Annotated in this window: 14 protein-coding genes; 9 read left to right on the top strand and 5 right to left on the bottom strand. The window is 73.5% G+C overall.

Annotated features, from left to right (window positions below; translation table 11 throughout):
- Positions 1-141 precede the first annotated feature (141 nt).
- The 6 genes from D3273_RS29795 (at position 142) to D3273_RS06950 (ending at position 6946) form a co-directional block, all read left to right on the top strand.
- Positions 142-3201 (top strand): GAF domain-containing protein, encoded by a 3060-nt coding sequence (locus D3273_RS29795; RefSeq protein ID WP_129224867.1) that lies wholly within the window; start codon positions 142-144, stop codon positions 3199-3201.
- A gap of 80 nt (positions 3202-3281) precedes the next feature.
- On the top strand, positions 3282-3857 hold the full coding sequence (locus D3273_RS06970) for a cysteine hydrolase family protein (protein WP_129224866.1): 576 nt from the start codon (positions 3282-3284) through the stop codon (positions 3855-3857).
- Positions 3858-3923: 66 nt separating this feature from the next.
- On the top strand, positions 3924-4688 hold the full coding sequence (gene budC / locus D3273_RS06965; RefSeq protein ID WP_129224864.1) for a meso-2,3-butanediol dehydrogenase: 765 nt from the start codon (positions 3924-3926) through the stop codon (positions 4686-4688).
- 32 nt (positions 4689-4720) lie between these two features.
- Positions 4721-5251 carry a GNAT family N-acetyltransferase gene (locus D3273_RS06960; protein WP_129224862.1) on the top strand — a complete coding sequence of 177 codons (531 nt, stop codon included), beginning with the start codon at positions 4721-4723 and terminating at the stop codon, positions 5249-5251.
- A 151-nt stretch (positions 5252-5402) separates the two neighbouring features.
- Complete coding sequence (locus D3273_RS06955; RefSeq protein ID WP_129224860.1) at positions 5403-5750, top strand: hypothetical protein; 348 nt, start codon at positions 5403-5405, stop codon at positions 5748-5750.
- Between the two features lie 119 nt (positions 5751-5869).
- On the top strand, positions 5870-6946 hold the full coding sequence (locus D3273_RS06950; RefSeq protein ID WP_165359405.1) for an acyltransferase family protein: 1077 nt from the start codon (positions 5870-5872) through the stop codon (positions 6944-6946).
- Here the strand turns inward: D3273_RS06950 and panC are convergent, their stop codons facing one another.
- Both panC and panB read right to left on the bottom strand, forming a co-directional pair.
- Complete coding sequence (gene panC, locus D3273_RS06945) at positions 6947-7777, bottom strand: pantoate--beta-alanine ligase (RefSeq protein ID WP_129224976.1); 831 nt, start codon at positions 7775-7777, stop codon at positions 6947-6949.
- A 2-nt stretch (positions 7778-7779) separates the two neighbouring features.
- A complete protein-coding gene (gene panB, locus D3273_RS06940) occupies positions 7780-8631 on the bottom strand; it encodes a 3-methyl-2-oxobutanoate hydroxymethyltransferase (RefSeq protein WP_129224856.1) in 852 nt (283 codons plus the stop codon).
- 159 nt (positions 8632-8790) lie between these two features.
- Here panB and gap point away from each other — a divergent pair, with 159 nt between their 5' ends.
- Entirely contained in the window at positions 8791-9798 is a 1008-nt protein-coding gene (gene gap / locus D3273_RS06935; protein WP_129224854.1) for a type I glyceraldehyde-3-phosphate dehydrogenase, read from the top strand.
- 158 nt (positions 9799-9956) lie between these two features.
- Here gap and D3273_RS28735 read toward each other — a convergent pair whose 3' ends face one another.
- Positions 9957-10430 (bottom strand): response regulator, encoded by a 474-nt coding sequence (locus D3273_RS28735; RefSeq protein ID WP_207210721.1) that lies wholly within the window; start codon positions 10428-10430, stop codon positions 9957-9959.
- Between the two features lie 21 nt (positions 10431-10451).
- A complete protein-coding gene (locus D3273_RS06930; protein WP_207210720.1) occupies positions 10452-12491 on the bottom strand; it encodes a hybrid sensor histidine kinase/response regulator in 2040 nt (679 codons plus the stop codon).
- Between the two features lie 157 nt (positions 12492-12648).
- Here D3273_RS06930 and D3273_RS06925 point away from each other — a divergent pair, with 157 nt between their 5' ends.
- Positions 12649-13836: a phosphoglycerate kinase gene (locus tag D3273_RS06925; protein WP_129224852.1), complete on the top strand. Its 1188-nt coding sequence runs from the start codon at positions 12649-12651 to the stop codon at positions 13834-13836.
- Positions 13837-13893: 57 nt separating this feature from the next.
- On the opposite strand, the gene D3273_RS06920 is transcribed toward D3273_RS06925, so the two are convergent.
- The gene (locus D3273_RS06920) at positions 13894-15237 is read right to left on the bottom strand and encodes a sugar porter family MFS transporter (protein WP_245501044.1); all 1344 of its coding nucleotides are present in this window, start codon (positions 15235-15237) and stop codon (positions 13894-13896) included.
- A gap of 153 nt (positions 15238-15390) precedes the next feature.
- Between D3273_RS06920 and ligA the strand changes: the two genes are divergently transcribed.
- Positions 15391-17559, top strand: a complete 2169-nt coding sequence (gene ligA / locus D3273_RS06915) for an NAD-dependent DNA ligase LigA (RefSeq protein WP_129224848.1) — start codon at positions 15391-15393, stop codon at positions 17557-17559.
- The last annotated feature ends 5 nt before the right edge of the window (positions 17560-17564 follow it).

Below are 17564 nucleotides of genomic sequence, written 5' to 3'. Positions count from 1 at the left end.
AACGTGGCGCCGGACGCCCGCGAGGCCGCGGCGGCGGCGCGCGACACCGCGTCCCGTCCCGGCGAAGGCGGAGTTGCGGCCCGGCCCGTGAAACACCATAGATTGCCGCGCCCGAGATCACGGCGAAAGGTGCGAGTTCCCATGACCACGCCGCGCGACAGCGGATCGACCGCGGGCGTCGGCGAACGGCTCGCGGCGCTCGACGCCTATGCGATCCTCGACACGCCCGCCGAAACCGGCTTCGACGACATCGTGACGCTGGCGGCGGACATCTGCGACACCCCGACGGCACTGGTCAGCCTGATCGACCGCGACCGGCAATGGTTCAAGGCCCGGACCGGGTTCGCGCCGTGCGAGACCGGATTGTCGCAATCCGTCTGCGCGCATGCGCTGGCCCAGGACGACGTGCTGGTCATCACCGACCTCGCCGTGCACCCGCTGACGCGCGAGAACACCTTGGTGACCGGCGAACACCACCTCCGGTTCTACGCCGGCGCGGTGTTGAAGACGCCGGGCGGCGTCGCCTTCGGGTCCCTCTGCGTCATCGACACGGTCCCGCGCCCCGGCGGCCTCACGGAGCGGCAGCGGGACGCGCTGCGCGCCCTCGCCCGCCAGGTGGTGGCGCTGCTGGAGCTGCGCCGCGCCATCGCGGACCGCGACGCGGCGCTGGCCACCCGCGCCACCGCCGAAGCCGTGCTGCAGCGCGACGCCGACCGCCACGCCGGCCTCCTGGCCCTGCAGGGCGCCATCGGGGCGGCGAGCGGGAACCTCGACGCCATCCTGGACGCAGCCGTGACGGCGGCGCTCCGCGTGATCCCGGCGACCGAGGGCGCGGTGATCGAGATGCGGGACGGCGCCGAGCTCGTGTATGCCGCGACGGCCGGCCAGCTCGGGCCCTTCCTCGGCTTCCGCGTGCCCATCTCCGGCAGCCTGTCGGGGCGGAGCCTGACCGAAGGTCGCAGCCTGACCACGGGCGACGCCGAAGCCGATGCCCGCGTGGACGCCGCCACGGCGCGCAGGCTCGGCATCCGGTCCATGGTGGTGGCGCCCATCGCGCGGCTCGGCGAGTTCTTCGCCGTGCTCAAGGTGCAGTCGGGCCAGAAGGACGCCTTCGCGGCCCACGACCTGCGCTCGGCGGAGCTCCTCGCCGCCGCGGTGGCGGCGGGTTTCGGCGACGCCGCCGAGACGCGCTCGCTGCGCGAGCTCAGGGCCAGCGAGGCCATGCTCCGCCGCGCCGGCGAGGCGGCCGCCATCGGCACGTTCTCGACCGACATCGCCCGCCGCGCCACGGTGGCGTCGGACGGGTTCTTCCGCCTGTTCGGCCTGGAGCCGATGCCGGAACTGCCCACCGCGCTGTGGGAAACGCTGCTCGTCGACGAGGACCGCGCCGACACGGCCGGCCACCTGCACGGCGCGCCGAAGAACGACGCGTCCTACACGGAATACCGCATCCGCCGGGCCGACACGGGCGAGATGCGCTGGATCGCCCGCAGCGGCGACTACGTGCGCGACGCGGACGGCGGCATCGTGGGCCTGATCGGCATCGCCCAGGACGTGTCCGAACGGCGCTGGGACGAGACGCGCCGCACGCTGCTGCTCGACCTCGACGACCGGTTCAAGGGCCTCGACGAGCCGGAAGCCGTGATGGGCTTGGCCGTCGAAGCGCTGGCGGCCCAGCTCGATGTCGCGCGCGTCGGCTATGCCGAGACCGACGCTTCCGGCACCCGTTCGACCCTGACCCGGCTGTGGAGCCGGAACACGGAACCCGAGGGGGTCTTCGCCCCCACGCGGCTCGACGACTTCGGGCCCCGGCTGATCGCCGAGCTGCGGGACGGCCGCGCCGTGATGTCCGGCGACCTGCGCGACGACCCCCGCGCCGATGCGGTCGCGGTGGCGACCCACGCGGCGCTCGGCGTCGTGGCCACGCTGGCGGTGCCGGTGACGGAGAACGGGCGGATGCTCGCCATCATGTTCGCCCACCACGACGCGCCGCGCCGCTGGGGCGCCCACGAGGTGCGGCTGATGACGGAGGTCGCCACCCGCACGCGGGAGGCCGTGGAGCGGACCCGCGCCGAAGTGGCGCTGAAGCGGAGCGAGGCCCGGCTGCTGCTGGCCCAGGAGGTGGGGGGGATCGGCACCTTCGAGGTGCCGTTCGACCGCGACGAGCTCGAAGCCTCGACGCAGATGTTCCGCCTCTACGGCCTGCCGGAGCGGCAACGCTGTTCGACGCGCTATTTCACCGACCTCGTGGTCGAGGAGGACCGCGCGCTCGTCTTCACGCCCGAGCGCCGGCGCGACCCCACCACGCCGCGAGTCGCCGAATACCGCATCCGCCGCGCCGACGACGGCGCCCTGCGCTGGATGCGCCGGGTGTCGCGCGCCGTCGAAAGCCGCGGGCTGGCGACGCGGCTCGTCGGCGTCGTGCAGGACGTGACGGACCGCAAGCTCGCCGAGATGGCACTGTCCGCCGCGCGGGACGCCGCCGAGAGCGCCAACCGCGCCAAGTCCAACTTCCTCGCCAACATGAGCCACGAGCTGCGCACGCCGCTGTCGGCCGTGATCGGCTACAGCGAGATGATCGAGGAGGAGCTGGCGGACCTGGGCCACCGCGAGGTCCTCGCCGACGTCGGCAAGGTGAAGTCCAACGCCCGCCACCTGCTCGGCCTCATCAACGACGTGCTCGACCTCAGCAAGGTCGAGGCCGGCCGCATGGACGTGACCGCCGAAGCGGTGGACGTGGCGGCGCTGGCGGCCGAGGTGGCGTCGACGGTCGAGACCCTGGTGCGGCGCAGGGGCAACCGGCTCGTGCTCGACGTCGCCGCCGATGCCGGCGCGATGCGGACCGACGGCGTCAAGGTCAGGCAATGCCTGCTGAACCTCCTGTCCAACGCGTCGAAGTTCACGGAAGGCGGCGAGGTCCGGCTCGGCGTGTCGCGCCGCGGCGCCGCGCTGGAATTCCGGGTGTCCGACACCGGCATCGGCATGACGGAAGACCAGGTCGGCCGGCTGTTCCAGCGCTTCACCCAGGCCGACGAGACCACCACGCGCAGGTTCGGCGGGACGGGGCTGGGCCTCGCGCTGACGCGCGCCTTCGCCGACCTGCTCGGCGGCACCGTGACGGTGGACAGCGCCTTCGGGGCGGGGACCACCTTCACCCTGACCCTGCCGCAGACCCTGCCGCCCCGCCCGGCGGCGCATTGACCGCGCGCCCGGACCTTGCGGACGGGACCGGGCCGGATATCCTGCCCGCCCAGCCCCCGACCTCGTCGCCCCGGGTCGCCATGCCTTTCGCCCTCGTCCGGTCCCGCACGGCGCTCGTCGTGGTCGATGCCCAGCGCGGCATGGCCGAGCGGGAAGCCGCGGGCGAACGCCGCAACCAGCCCGGCGCCGAAGGGCGGATCGCCCGCCTCCTCGGCGCCTTCCGGGCGGCGGGCGCCGCGGTGATCCACGTCCGCCACGACAGCGTCGAGCCGGGATCGCGCCTGCGCGTCGGGCTCAGCGGCCACGCCCCGCTGGCCGAGGCGCGCGAATCCGCGGGCGAGCCGGTGCTGCACAAGAGCGCCAACTCCGCCTTCATCGGCACGGACCTCGAAGCCCGGCTGCGCGGGGCCGGTCTGACGACCCTCGCGATCTGCGGCGCCATCACCAACCATTGCGTCGAGACCACCGCCCGCATGGCGGGCAACCTCGGCTTCGACACGCTGCTGGTGCGCGACGCCTGCTGGACCTTCGATCGCACGGGACCCGACGGCGACCACCACGCCGCCGAGGACATCCACGCCATGACGCTGGCGAACCTGCACGGCGAGTTCGCCCGCATCGTGCGCGCCGACGAGGTCGTGGCGGCGCTCGGCTGAGGGAACGGCCGCGCCCGGTCGCGGCTTTCCCCGCCGGGCGCCGCGACGCGCCGAAGGGGATCCGACATGCCACGCTTCACCGACAAGACCGTCATCGTCACCGGGGCCGGCTCGGGCATCGGCGCCGCCACCGCGGTCCGCTTCGCCGAGGAGGGCGCCCGGGTCGTGCTGGTCGGCCGCACCCGCGGCAAGCTCGACCGCGTGGCTTCGGGCCTCGATGGCGAGCGGACGCTCGTCCACGAGGCCGACGTCAGCGACCTCGGCGCCGTGGAAGCCCTGGTGGCCGCCGCGGTGGCGCGGTTCGGCGGGCTCGACGTGCTGGTCAACAACGCCGGCGTGGCGGCGCTCGGCGGCCTGCTCGACGCGCCGCTCGACGGCTACCGGAACACCATGGCGATCAACGTCGACGGCGTGCTCTACGGTTGCCGCGCCGCCATGCCCCACCTGCTGAAGAGCGGCGGCTCCATCGTCAACGTGTCGTCGGTGTCCGGGCTCGGCGGGGATTGGGGTTTCTCGTTCTACAACGCGTCGAAGGGCGCCGTGTCGAACCTCACCCGCGCGCTGGCGCTGGAGTTCGGCGGCCGCGGCGTGCGGGTCAACGCCGTGGCGCCGAGCCTCACGCTGTCCGACCTCACGGAGGGCATGATGGGCGACGAGGCCGTGATGGCGAAGTTCAGGGACCGCATCCCGCTCGGCCGCGCCGCCAAGGGCGAGGAGGTGGCCGCCGTCATTGCCTTCCTGGCGAGCCCGGACGCCAGCTTCGTCAACGGCGTGGTGCTGCCGGTGGACGGCGGCGTGACGGCGTCGAATGGCCAGCCGAACTTTTCCTGACCGCTCGGCGCCGCGCAGCATCGGGGAGCCCCATGTCCGACATCACCGCCCCGGCGGCGAGGCGTCCCGACGGCGTCGCCGTGCGCGCGGCGCGCGTTTCCGATTTCGAGGGTGTCGCGGCGATCAGCGCCATGCCGGGCTTCCGGCACGGCACGCTGCGCCTGCCGTTCCGCAGCCCGGACGAGACGCGCCGCTTCCTCGAAGGGATCGGGTCCGACGACCTCCTGCTCGTGGCCGAACGCGACGGGGCCGTCCTCGGCACCGCGGGATGGCGCCGGGCCGGCGGGCGGCGCGCCCACGTCGCCGAAATCGGCATGGGCGTCCACGACGGCCACGCGGGGCGCGGCATCGGTTCCGCGCTGCTGGCGGCGCTCGTCGACGCGGCCGACCGCTGGTACGGGGTGCGCCGCCTCGCCCTCGGGGTCTACACCGACAATGCCCGCGCCATCGCGCTCTACCGGCGCTTCGGCTTCGCGGAGGAAGGGATCGCCCGCGGCGACGCGTTCCGCGACGGGCGCTACGTCGACGTGCTCCACATGGCGCGGATCGGGCCGGTGGGGTGAGACCGGGACGCGTCGAGGCCGGGACGCGCCGCGGACGACGCGCCGACCGCTCCCCCTTCATGGCGCGTTCACGTTTTCGTTTCGGCACCGTCGTCCCCGTTGCAGGAAGCGTCGCGCCGAGCCTAGTCTGCGGCTCCCGAGGGAGGACCCCATGACCAACGCAGTCTGGAAGATCCGCGTCGACACGGCCCTGACGCGCCTGCAGCGGGATCGGTGGACCGCCCCGGCCGTCCGCTACATGGAGATCATCGACGAGGTGGCGGCCGGCCGCGGCTCGGCGGCCGACATCGCCCGCCGCGCCGGCTCGCCCGACCTGGTGGCGCAGGCGCTCGGCCGCGTCACCCAGGCGCTGCTCGGCGACGAGGCGGCCCCGCGCCTGGACCAGGGCGGCTGGTACGAGAGCGACGGCGAGCGCTACCGCGTGGCCCCCGACTTCGCGGCCGAATGGCTCGCCGCGCGCGACGCGCAGCGCCGCATGCAGGCGCGCCAGTCGGTCTGACCCGGGACGGGATCCCCACGGTTCGACCCGAGCGATCGCGCTTCGCTTTTCGTCCGAAGTCCGCGATGGTGCTCGGGCTTGCCCACGCGACCTCGCCTGGCGGGGCGCTGGATCGGCCGATGCGGAAACTGTCCAACATCCAGGTACTGCGCGGCTTGGCGGCGCTGGCCGTGGTGACGTTCCACGCCCGCGGCGAAGTCGACGGCGTGGGCATGCCCACGCGGCTCCCGTCCTTCCTGGCCGGAGCCTTCGGGGTCGACGTGTTCTTCGTCGTGTCCGGGTTGGTGATGGTCTACGCTTCGGCGCCGCTGTTCGGCGCCGCGCGGGCCGTCCTGCCCTTCATCGGCAAGCGCATCGCCCGCGTGGTGCCGCTCTACTGGGCCGTGACGGCGCTGTTCGTGCTGCTCGCGCCCGCGGCGGCCCGCGGCGGCCTCGGCCACGGGGCCTTCAACCGCTACCTCGCCCTGTCGCTGGCCTTCGTGCCCTACGCGGGCCCGGTCAACGACGACGCAACGCCGGTCTATTCGACCGGCTGGACGCTCAGCTACGAGATGGCGTTCTACGCCTGCTTCGCCGCCACCCTGGCCTTGCCGCGCCGGGCCGCCGTCGCGGTCCTGGTCTGCGGCTTCGCCGCGCTGGTGGCGTCCGCCAAGGCGGTGGCGCTCCCCGGTTGGCTGGCCTACCTCGGCGCCAGCAACGTGCTGGAGTTCGCGGCGGGCCTCCTCATCGCCGAGCTGGCCCTGTCGGGCCTGCGCCTGCCGCGGCCCGCCGCGCTCGCCCTCGCCGCCGCGGGTTGCGCCGCCGCCCTGGCGGCCGCCCCCGTGTCCGATGCGTGGTGGGGCGAATGGCGGGGCGTCGTCTGGGGGCTGCCCGCCGCCGCCATCGTGGCGGCGGCGGCCCTGTGCCCCGCGGCCGAGGGGGGCGGCCCCGTCCGGCGATGGCTGGAGCGGCTCGGCGACGCGTCCTACGCGCTGTACCTCGTCCACGAGGGACTCAACGTCGCCGCCGCGGCGGCGGTCGGGCGCTGGGGCGGCCCGTCGCGCGTGCCGGCCGGCGCCTACCTGCTCGGGCTCGTGGGGCTCGCCCTCGCGGTGGGGTTCACCGTGCACCGCCGGTTCGAAGTGCCGGTGACCCGCTGGCTGCAGCGGCGGATCGCGCCGCACCGGCCGCCGTCCCTCGCCGTCTCCGGGCCGTGATCAGCCGAGCACGACGTTGTCGATGAGCCGGGTGCGGCCGAGCCGCGCCGCCAGCGACAGCAGGCAGCCCGGACCGGCGCGCCCGACCTCCTCCAGGGTTTCGCCGTCCGCCACGCTGACGTAGTCGAGCGCGATCCCCGGCTCGGAGGCGATCGTCCCCGCCATGGCACGCCGCAGCGTTTCGGCGTCGCGCTCGCCGCCGTCGAACGAGCGGCGCGCCGCATCGAGCGCCCGGTAAAGGACGGGCGCGGCCGCGCGCTCCGCGGGCGACAGGTACACATTGCGCGACGACATCGCGAGGCCGTCGGGCTCCCGCACCGTGTCGCCCACGACGACGTCGAGCGGCATGTCGAGATCGCGCGCCATGCGGCGGATCACGGCGACCTGCTGGGCGTCCTTCTGGCCGAAATAGGCCCGCGTCGGCTGCACGATGTTGAACAGCTTGGCCACCACGGTGGCGACCCCCGCGAAGTGCCCGGGCCGCCGCGCGCCTTCCAGGGGGGACGCCACGGGCCCGACCTCGATGCGGCTGGCATGGCCGGGCGGATAGATTTCGGCGGGCTCCGGCGTGAACACGAGGTCGACGCCGGCGGCGTCCAGCATGGCGAGGTCGCGCGGCATGTCGCGCGGGTAGCGGGACAGGTCCTCGCCGGCGGCGAACTGGGTCGGGTTGACGAAGATCGACACCGCGGACGCGCCGCATTCGGCCCGCGCCCGCGCCACCAGGCTCATGTGGCCGGCGTGGAGGAAGCCCATGGTGGGCACGAGCCCGAGCCCGGGAAGGCCGGCCCGGGCGGCCCGGACCTCGGCGATCGTGCGCAGGACGCGCATCGTCACGCCGCGCCGTCGCGCGGCCCGGCCGGGCTCAGGGCCTGGGCCAGGGCGGCCTCGTCCATGCCCGCGCTCTGCGCCGCCGTCGGGAAGGCGCCGGACGCGACGTCGGCGACGTAGCTCTTCAGTGCGGCCTCGATCGCGGGGCCGATGGCGGCGTAGGGCTTGGCGTGGCGGGGGACGCGGCCGGTGCCGACGCCCAGGATGTCGTGCCACACCTGGACCTGGCCCGAGCAGCCCGCGCCGGCGCCGATCCCGATGGTGGGGATCCGGAGCCGCGCCGTGATGGCGGCGGCGAGGGGCGCGGGCACCAGTTCCAGCACGATCGCGAAGGCGCCGGCGTCTTCCAGCGCCAGGGCGTCGGCGAGGAGCTGCCGGGCGGCGGCGGCATCCTTGCCCTGAACGCGCAGCCCGATCTGGTGCTGCGCCTGCGGGGTGAAGCCGAGGTGGCCCATGACGGGCACGCCCAGCGCCGTCAGCCGCGCCACGACGGCTGTCACCGCGGCGCCGCCTTCGAGCTTCACCGCACCGGCCCCGGCCTCGCCCATCAGGCGGCGGGCGCCCGCGACGGCGTCGGCCTCGGTGGCGTAGGTGAGGAAGGGGAGGTCGGCCACCACCAGCGCGCGCTCGGTGCCGCGCACCACCGCGGCGGCGTGGCGCGCCATGTCGTCGAGCGTGACGGGCAGCGTGGATTCGCGGCCCTGCACCACCATGCCGAGCGAATCCCCGACCAGCAGCATCGGCACGCCCGCGCGCTCGGCCAGCACCGCGGACGGGTGGTCGTAGGCCGTCACCATGGCGATGCGCTCGCCGCCGTCCCTCATGCGCTGGATGTCGCGCAGGGTGATGCGCATGGTGGTCCTCCGCGATCCCGCGCCCCCGCGCGGTGGACGGTCCTTTACGGGCTCGGCGCGTGCGGGGAAAGCCTCGCCGGGGCGTCGGCCGCGTCTCGCCTTTCGCAACGCGGCACGTTACCGTCGGCACCGGAACATCCACACGGGGAGATCGCCGCCATGGCCGTGAAGGTCGCCATCAACGGGTTCGGACGCATCGGACGCAACGTGCTGCGCGCCATCATCGAGTCGGGCCGCGACGACATCGAGGTGGTGTCGATCAACGACCTCGGCCCGGTGGAAACCAACGCCCACCTGCTGCGCTTCGACAGCGTGCACGGCCGCTTCCCGCATCCGGTGAAGGTCGAGGGCGACACGATCGACGTCGGCCGCGGCCCCATCAGGGTCACCGCCATCAAGGATCCGTCGCAGCTGCCCCACGGCGAGCTCGGCGTCGACATCGCCATGGAATGCACCGGCATCTTCACCAGCAAGGAGAAGGCCGCGCTGCACCTCAAGGCCGGCGCCAAGCGCGTCCTGGTTTCGGCCCCGTCGGACGGCGCGGACCTCACGGTGGTCTACGGCGTCAACCACGACAAGCTCACGGGCGAGCACCTCGTCGTGTCGAACGGCTCCTGCACGACGAACTGCCTCGCCCCGGTGGCCAAGGTGCTCAACGACACGATCGGCATCCAGCACGGCTTCATGACGACGATCCACTCCTACACGGGCGACCAGCCGACGCTCGACACGATGCACAAGGACCTGTACCGGGCCCGCGCCGCCGCCCTGTCCTCTATCCCGACCTCGACGGGCGCCGCCAAGGCGATCGGCCTCGTGCTCCCGGAGCTGAAGGGCAAGCTCGACGGCTCGGCGATCCGCGTGCCGACCCCCAACGTGTCGCTGGTCGACCTCAAGGTGAAGACCAAGCGGGCCACCACGGTGGACGAGATCAACGACGCGATCCGCCGCGCCGCGTCGCAGGAGCTGAAGGGCGTGCTGGGCTTCACCGACCTGCCCAACGTGTCGTCCGACTTCAACCACGACCCGCATTCGTCGATCTTCCATACCGACCAGACCAAGGTCATCGACGGCGACTTCGTGCGCGTGATGAGCTGGTACGACAACGAGTGGGGCTTCTCGAACCGCATGGCCGACACGGCCGTGGCGATGGCGAAGCTCATCTGACACCGGCGGTCGGACGTGCGGGCCGGCGCGAGCGAGCGCCGCCGGCCGTGCGGCGCAACGCGACGGAGGTGCGGCGTCCCGTCCGTCGCCCGCCATGACCGGCCGATCCGCTTCCCGTCGGATCGGAACGGGAACCGGGTCGAGGACCGCCGCGGGTCTCAGTTCGCTTCGGGGCCGTCCGACGCCCCGCGCTCTTCCGCGCCCACGAGGTTCTGAAGGCGGTCCATCAGCGCCTGCGGGCTCAATTCGCCCTTGTTGAGGATCTGATTGGCGCCGGCGAGGCGCCGCCGGTCCTCGCGGGACAGGTCGAGCGCGGTCAGCACCACGACGGGCACCTCGGCACCGTCGGGCCGGGCGCGCAGCGCTGCCAGGAAGTCGAACCCGTCCATCACCGGCATGGTGAGGTCGAGCAGGACGACAGAGGGTCTGATCAGGGCGTAGCGGTCGAGCGCGTCCCGGCCGTTCTCGGCCTCGGCCACGGCCCAGCCGTCGCGCTCCAGCATGGCGCGGACGCGGGCGCGGGTGTCCGCGTCGTCGTCGACCACCAGCGCGCCCCCGGGCGTGCAGGCGCCCCGGCCGCGGAAGCGGTCCATCACGGCCTTGAACCGCTCCCAACGCACCGGCTTCAGCACGTAGTCGGCAGCACCGAGCGCCTAGGCCAACCCGCGCTGGTCGACGAAGGTCACCATCACGACGGGGATGTCGGCGAGGTCCGGGTCGGCCTTCAACGCCGACAGCACGGACCAGCCGTCGAGGCCGGGCATCATCACGTCGAGGAGGATGGCGCGAGGGCGCAGGCCCCGGGCCAGCGCCAGGCCCGTCTCGCCGTCGGCGGCCATCCGGGATCGGAACCCTTCGCGGTCGAGGAAGCGGGCCATCAGCGCACGCTGGTCGTCGTCGTCGTCGATCACCAGCACGAGGTCGCGGTCGTCCCCGCCGACGGCGACGGGTTCGGGCGCCGCTTCCACGGCGGGCGCCGCGTAGGTGGCCGGGAGGGCGAGCGTGAAGGTCGTGCCGCGGCCGGGCTCGCTCGCCACCGTCACGACCCCGCCCAGCATGTCGGCGAAGGCCTTGGTGAGCGACAGGCCGAGCCCCGTGCCGCCGAAGCGCCGCGTCGTCGACGAATCCGCCTGAGTGAAGCGCTGGAACAGCTTGGCGAGCTGTTCCGCACTCATCCCCATGCCGGTGTCCGCCACGGCGAAGACCAGGCGCGCTTCCGGGCCCGGCCCGCCCTGCCGGGCAGCCGACAGCGTGATGGCGCCGCCTTCCGTGAACTTCGCGGCGTTGGACAGGAGGTTCAGCAGCATCTGCCGCAGCTTGGTGAGGTCTGTTTCCACCGTGCCGAGGTCGGGGGCGAGGCGAAGCTCCAGCCGGTTGCGCTTCTTGCCGACCAGGCTCTGCACCGCCGAGCCCACCTCCTCCATCATGGGAGCCACGTCGAACAGCTCGGCGTAGACATCCATCTTGCCGCTCTCGACCTTGCTGAGGTCGAGCACGTCGTTGATGAGGCCGAGGAGATGGCGGGCGTTCGCCTCGATCTTGCGCATGTCGGCGGCGAGTTCGGCGGCCTGCGCGCCGTCCTCGACCTCCTCCAGCATCATCTCCGCGTAGCCGATGATGGCCGACAGCGGCGTTCTGAGTTCGTGGCTCATGTTGGCGATGAAGGTGGATTTGGCGAGGTTGGCTTCCTCGGCGGCGATCTTGGCGTCGGCCAGCGCCCGCTCGGCCAGCGCCCGCTCGACGGCATCCCACACCCGAGCCGCCACGAGTTCGACCAGCGCCCGCTCCTCGGCGGTCCAGCGCCGCGGCTCGGCCTGGTTGACGTAGAGGATGGCCCGCAGGCGCCCGGCGCGCACCAGCGGCACGGACACGAAGGCGCGCGTCCCCACGGCGTCCCAGGCCTCGACGTCGTAGAGCCGCTCCTGCGACACGTCGGGGCTCGCCATCGTGGTGCCCGCGCGCTGCCGCGCGATCGCGGCGGGGCCGAAGGTTTCGAGGTCGAAGGCGCCCACGAGGGGCGGCAGGCCGGTGGCATGGTCGGTGGCGAACAGCACGGTCCTGTCGTCGGCCTGCATTTCCCCGAAGCCGACGCGGTCGGCGCCGAGATGCCGGCCGAGCGCGCGCGTCGCCTCGGCCACGATGGCGCCGGGATCGGCGACGCCGCGCAGGGCGTCCTCGAGGTCGAGGCGGAACTGCTGGCGGCGGTCGCCGAGCACCTGGGCGGTGCGTTCGCGCCCCTGGTTCAGCACGCCGCGCACGCGCCCCTCGCCGTCCACCAGCGGCGTGAAGCTGTAGTCCCAGTAGGTTTCGCCCACCACGCCCCCGCGCACCATCGGGAGGAGCTGGTCGAAGGCCGAGAAGCCGTCGCCGGTCTCCATCACGGCGGCGAACTGGGGGGCGATGATGTCCCAGATGTCGGACCACACGTCGCGTCCGGGCCGGCCCAGGCAGGCCGGATGGCGCTCGGCCGGGATCTCCGACCAGCTGTCGTTGTACAGCAGAACGAGGTCCGGCCCCCAGTAGATGGCGGTCGGGAAAGCCGAGCTCAGGCAGATGCGCAGGGCCGAGCGCAGCACGGCCGGCCAGGTTTCGGGGGCACCGAGCGAGGTCGCCGCCCAGTCGCGGGCGCGGATCATCTCGCCCATGGCGCCGCCCCCCGACATGAAGGGCCGCGCTCCGCTCGCTCCGGACATGGTTCCGCTCCAAGGGGACCGAGCCGACTCGGCATCCCCGCCCGACCTATCGCCCCGGGCGCGCCGGCACAACTCGGGCGATGGCCGCCCCTTGAGGGCGCGGGCGATCGCGTGCGATGGAGGGGACGACGAGAGATTCGCGTCGGAGATGCCGCCCATGAGCCAGTTCCGCACCCTCGACGACGCCGACCTGCGCGGCAAGCGCGTCCTCGTCCGCGTCGACCTCAACGTGCCGGCCGAGAACGGCCGCGTCACCGACCGCACGCGCATCGCCCGCATCCTCCCGACCATCCGGGAGATCGCCGACAAGGGCGGCCGCGCCGTGCTCCTGGCCCATTTCGGGCGGCCGAAGGGCGGGCCGGACGAGAAGAACTCGCTGAAGCCGGTCGCGCTGGCCCTGGCCGAGGAGCTCGGCCGCCCGGTCGCCTTCGTGCCCGCGACGGTGGGCGACATCGCCCACTCGGCGATCGGGTCGATGAAGGACGGCGACGTGGTGCTGCTGGAGAACACGCGGTTCCATGCCGGCGAGGAGGCCAACGAGGCGGGCTTCGTCGATCAGCTGGCGGCGCTCGGCGACATCTTCGTCAACGACGCCTTCTCGGCCGCCCATCGCGCCCACGCGTCGACCGAGGGCCTGGCGCGCCGGCTGCCGTCGCACGCCGGCCGCACCATGCAGGCCGAGCTGGCGGCGCTGGCCCGCGCCCTGGAGCGGCCCGAGCGCCCCGTCGTGGCCGTCGTGGGCGGCGCCAAGGTGTCGACCAAGCTGGAGCTGCTCGGCAATCTCGTGACGCGCGTCGACGTGCTGGTGATCGGCGGCGGCATGGCCAACACGTTCCTGGCCGCGCAGGGCAAGGCGGTGGGCCGGTCGCTCTGCGAGCACGACCTGCTCGACACCGCGCGCGACATCCTGGCCAAGGCCGGGAAGTGCCGCATCGTGCTGCCGGTGGACGCCGTGGTGGCCTCCGAGTTCAAGGCCCACGCGCCGTCGAAGACGGTGTCGGTCGACGCCGTGGGCCCCGACGACATGATCCTCGACATCGGCCCGCAGTCGGTCGCGGCCGTGAAGGCCGTGCTGGAAGCCGCCAGGACGCTGGTGTGGAACGGACCCTTCGGCGCCTTCGAGCTCCAGCCGTTCGACGCCGGCACGGTCGCGGTGGCGCAGGAAGCCGCGGCCCTGACGCTGAGCGGCGCGCTCGTCAGCGTGGCGGGCGGCGGCGACACGGTGGCGGCGCTGAACGCCGCGGGCGCGGCGGACGGCTTCACCTACGTGTCGACGGCGGGCGGCGCCTTCCTGGAATGGATGGAGGGCAAGGTGCTGCCGGGGGTCGAAGCGCTGCGGCTCTGAAATCCCCTGCCCGGCGCGGGCGGCGCGGGACGATGGTGACCGGCGCCCGCCCCGGGATCAGCGCCGCCGCTCCGCCCAGGCCGCCTCCATGTCTTCCAGCCCCCGCCCCTTGGTTTCGGGCACGAGCCGCAGGGTGAAGACGAAGCCCAGCACGGTCAGGGCGGCGTAGAGGAAGAAGGTGGCGGGGCGGCCGATGCCGTCGACGAGGTCGAGGAAGGTCAGCGCCACGACGAGGTTGAAGCCCCAGTTGGCCACGGTGGCGACGCCCATGCAGCGCCCGCGCGCCGCGGTGGGGAAGATTTCCGAGATCAGCAGCCAGAACACCGGCCCGAGGCCGATCGCGAAGAAGCCCACATAGGCGGTGAGGCTCGCGGCCGTGACCCAGCCGAGCGCCCCGCCGGCGCCGAGCAGGAAGGCGCCGCCCAGGACGACGAGGCTGGCCGCCATGCCGGCGAGCCCGACGAGCAGCAGGACGCGCCGCCCGACACGGTCGATCAGCCGGATCGCCACCAGCGTCATCGCCACGTTGACGGCGCCGACACCGGCGGTGGCCAGGATCGACGCGGACGCCGACGACAGGCCCGCGGCCTGGAAGATCGTCGGCGCGAAGTAGATCACGGTGTTGATGCCCGTCACCTGCTGGAACACCGCGAGGCCGACGCCGACGACCAGCGGCATGCGCAGGGCGGGGTCGGACAGGGACGTGCGGCCCCGTCCCTTCGCTTCGCGGGCGATGTCGGCCTCGATGCCGTCGAGCTCGGCTTCGATCGCCCGCGCCGTCTCGCCCGTCCCCCGCAGGGCCTGCAGGGCCCGGCGCGCGTCGGCGAGGTGGCCGTGGCCGGCGAGCCAGCGGGGCGATTCGGGCAGCGCCAGCATGCCGCCCGCCAGCACCAGGCCCGGCAGGGCGCCGAGCCCCAGCATCCAGCGCCAGTCGCCGCCGGCCGCGAAGCCGTAGCCGATGAGGTAGGACACCAAGATGCCGGTGGTGATCATGAGCTGGTTCAACGACACCATGGCGCCGCGGCTCTCGGCCGGCGCGGTTTCGGCGAGGTAGAGCGGCGCCAGCATGGAAGAAACGCCGATGCCGAGCCCCACCAGCAGGCGGCCGGCGAGCAGCACCCACAGCGCCGTGGCGACGGCGGACACCAGCGATCCCACGACGAAGATCAGCGCCGTCACCAGGATCAGCGGGCGACGCCCGTAGCGGTCCGACAGGCTGCCCGCGAAGCCGGCCCCGACGGCGGCGCCGAGCAGCGCGATCGAGGTCACGACGCCCTGCATCAGCGGCGACAGGTGGAAGGCGTCGCGCAGGAACAGCAGGGCGCCCGAGATCACGCCCGTGTCGTAGCCGAACAGCAACCCTCCGAGAGCGGCGGTGGCGGCGATCAATGCGGCGTGCATGGCGGTCCCTTCCCGGCTGCGGGGCGAACGAACGGGCGGCCGAAAAGCTCCGTCCGGCGGCGGGGTGGCCCGACGCAGCGCCACATTAACCCCACCCTGGCACCCGATGCCGCAACCTCGTCCGAACCTCCCCTTCGCGCGTTGCCGACTGCCATGACCGACCCATTGCCCGACCTCCCCGCGACCCTGCGCCAGGCGCGCCCCGAACATGCCCGGATCGCCGCCGAGGTGGCGGTGCACGACCTGGCCTACCACCGGGACGACGCCCCCACGGTGTCGGACGCCGATTACGACGCGTTGAAGCGCCGCCTCCTCGCGCTCGAGGCCGCGTTCCCGAAGCTGGCCGCGCCGGCCGGCCCGGGGTCGCAGGTCGGCGCCAAGCCGTCGGAGAAGTTCGGGTCGATCCGCCACGCCGTGCCGATGCTGTCGCTCGGCAACGTGTTCGCCGACGAGGACGTGGCGGAGTTCGACGCGCGCGTGCGGCGCTTCCTCGGCCTCGGGCCCGAAGCCCCGCTGGCGATCACGGCCGAACCCAAGATCGACGGGCTGTCCTGCTCGCTGCGCTACGAGGGCGGCCGGCTCGTGCAGGCCGCCACCCGCGGCGACGGCTTCGAGGGCGAGGACGTCACCGCCAACGTCCGCACCGTGGGCGCCATCCCGGACGCGCTCGCCGGCGGCGACGTGCCGGCGGTGCTGGAGGTGCGCGGCGAGGTGTTCATGGAGAAGCCCGATTTCGCCGCGCTGAACGCCCGCGTCGTCGCGGCGGGGCGCGCGCCCTTCGCCAACCCGCGCAACGCCGCGGCGGGCTCGCTGCGCCAGCTCGACCCCGCCGTCACGGCGCAGCGGCCGCTGAAGTTCTTCGCCTATGCCTGGGGCGAGCATTCGGCGCTGCCGGCCGCCACCCAGTCCGGCATGATCGCGGCGTTCCGCCGCTTCGGGCTGCCCACCAACCCGCTCACGCACCTGTGCCTTTCGGCCGAGGAGCTGCTGGCACGGTACCGCGCCATCGAGGCGCGACGCGCGGCGCTGCCCTACGACATCGACGGCGTGGTCTACAAGGTCGACGACCTCCGCTACCAGGAGCGGCTCGGCTTCGTGTCCCGCGCGCCGCGCTGGGCGGTGGCGCACAAGTTCCCGGCGGAGCGGGCCACCACCACCCTGCTCGCCATCGACATCCAGGTCGGGCGCACCGGCGCCCTCACCCCGGTGGCCAAGCTCGCCCCCGTGACGGTGGGCGGCGTCGTCGTGGAGAACGCGACGCTCCACAATGAGGACGAGATCGCCCGCAAGGACGTGCGGGTCGGCGACACCGTGCGGGTGCAGCGCGCCGGCGATGTGATCCCGCAGATCGTCGAAGTGGTGCTGGAGAAGCGGCCCGCCGATGCCGCGCCCTTCCGCTTCCCCGACGCCTGCCCGGCCTGCGGCTCGGCCGCCGTGCGGGGCGTCGACGAGAAGACCGGCGAAGCCGACGTGGTGCGCCGCTGCACCGGCGGCATCCACTGCCCGGCCCAGGCGGTGGAGCGGCTGCGCCACTTCGTGTCGCGCAACGCCTTCGACATCGAGGGCCTGGGCGAGAAGCAGATCGCGCTGTTCCACGCCGAGGGCATGATCCGCACCCCGTCCGACATCTTCACGCTGCAGGATCGCGACGCCGCCGGGCTGACGCGGCTCGCCAACCGCGACGGGTTCGGCGACGTGTCGGTGCGCAACCTGTTCGGCGCCATCGCGGCGCGGCGCAGGGTGCCGCTCAACCGGTTCCTGTTCGCGCTCGGCATCCGGCGCATCGGCGAAACCAACTCGAAGCGCCTCGCCCGGCACTTCGGCACGCCCGAAGCGGTCGCGGCGGCCGGCACGGCCGCCGCCGACGCAGCGTCGGACGCCTGGGCGGAGTTGCGGGCCATCGACGGCTTCGGCGACGCCGCGGCGGAAACGCTCGCGGAATTCTTCGCCGACGCGGACAACCGTGCCGAATGGGACCGCCTCCTCGCCCAGGTGGCGGTGGAGCCGATGGCGGCGGCCGCGGCGGCGAGCGCCATCACGGGCAAGGTCATCGTCTTCACGGGCTCGCTGGAGCGCATGACCCGCGACGAGGCGAAGGCGCGCGCCGAAGCGCTCGGCGCCAAGGTGTCGGGCTCCGTGTCGAAGAAGACCGACATCGTCGTGGTCGGCCCCGGCGCCGGCTCCAAGGAAAAGAAGGCGCGCGAACTCGGGCTCCACGTCGTCACGGAGGACGAGTGGCTGGCGCTGGCCGACGGCACGCCGCCGCAGTCCAGCGGCGACACAACGGAAGAGCAGGACGCCACCTTGGCGGCGGTCGACTGAGGAGC

Origin of the sequence: Lichenibacterium minor (genome assembly GCF_004137685.1) — a bacterium.
GTDB classification, from domain to species: domain Bacteria; phylum Pseudomonadota; class Alphaproteobacteria; order Rhizobiales; family Beijerinckiaceae; genus Lichenihabitans; species Lichenihabitans minor.
Note: the sequence above shows the minus strand (reverse complement) of the source record. Positions and strands in the feature narration are given on the sequence as shown.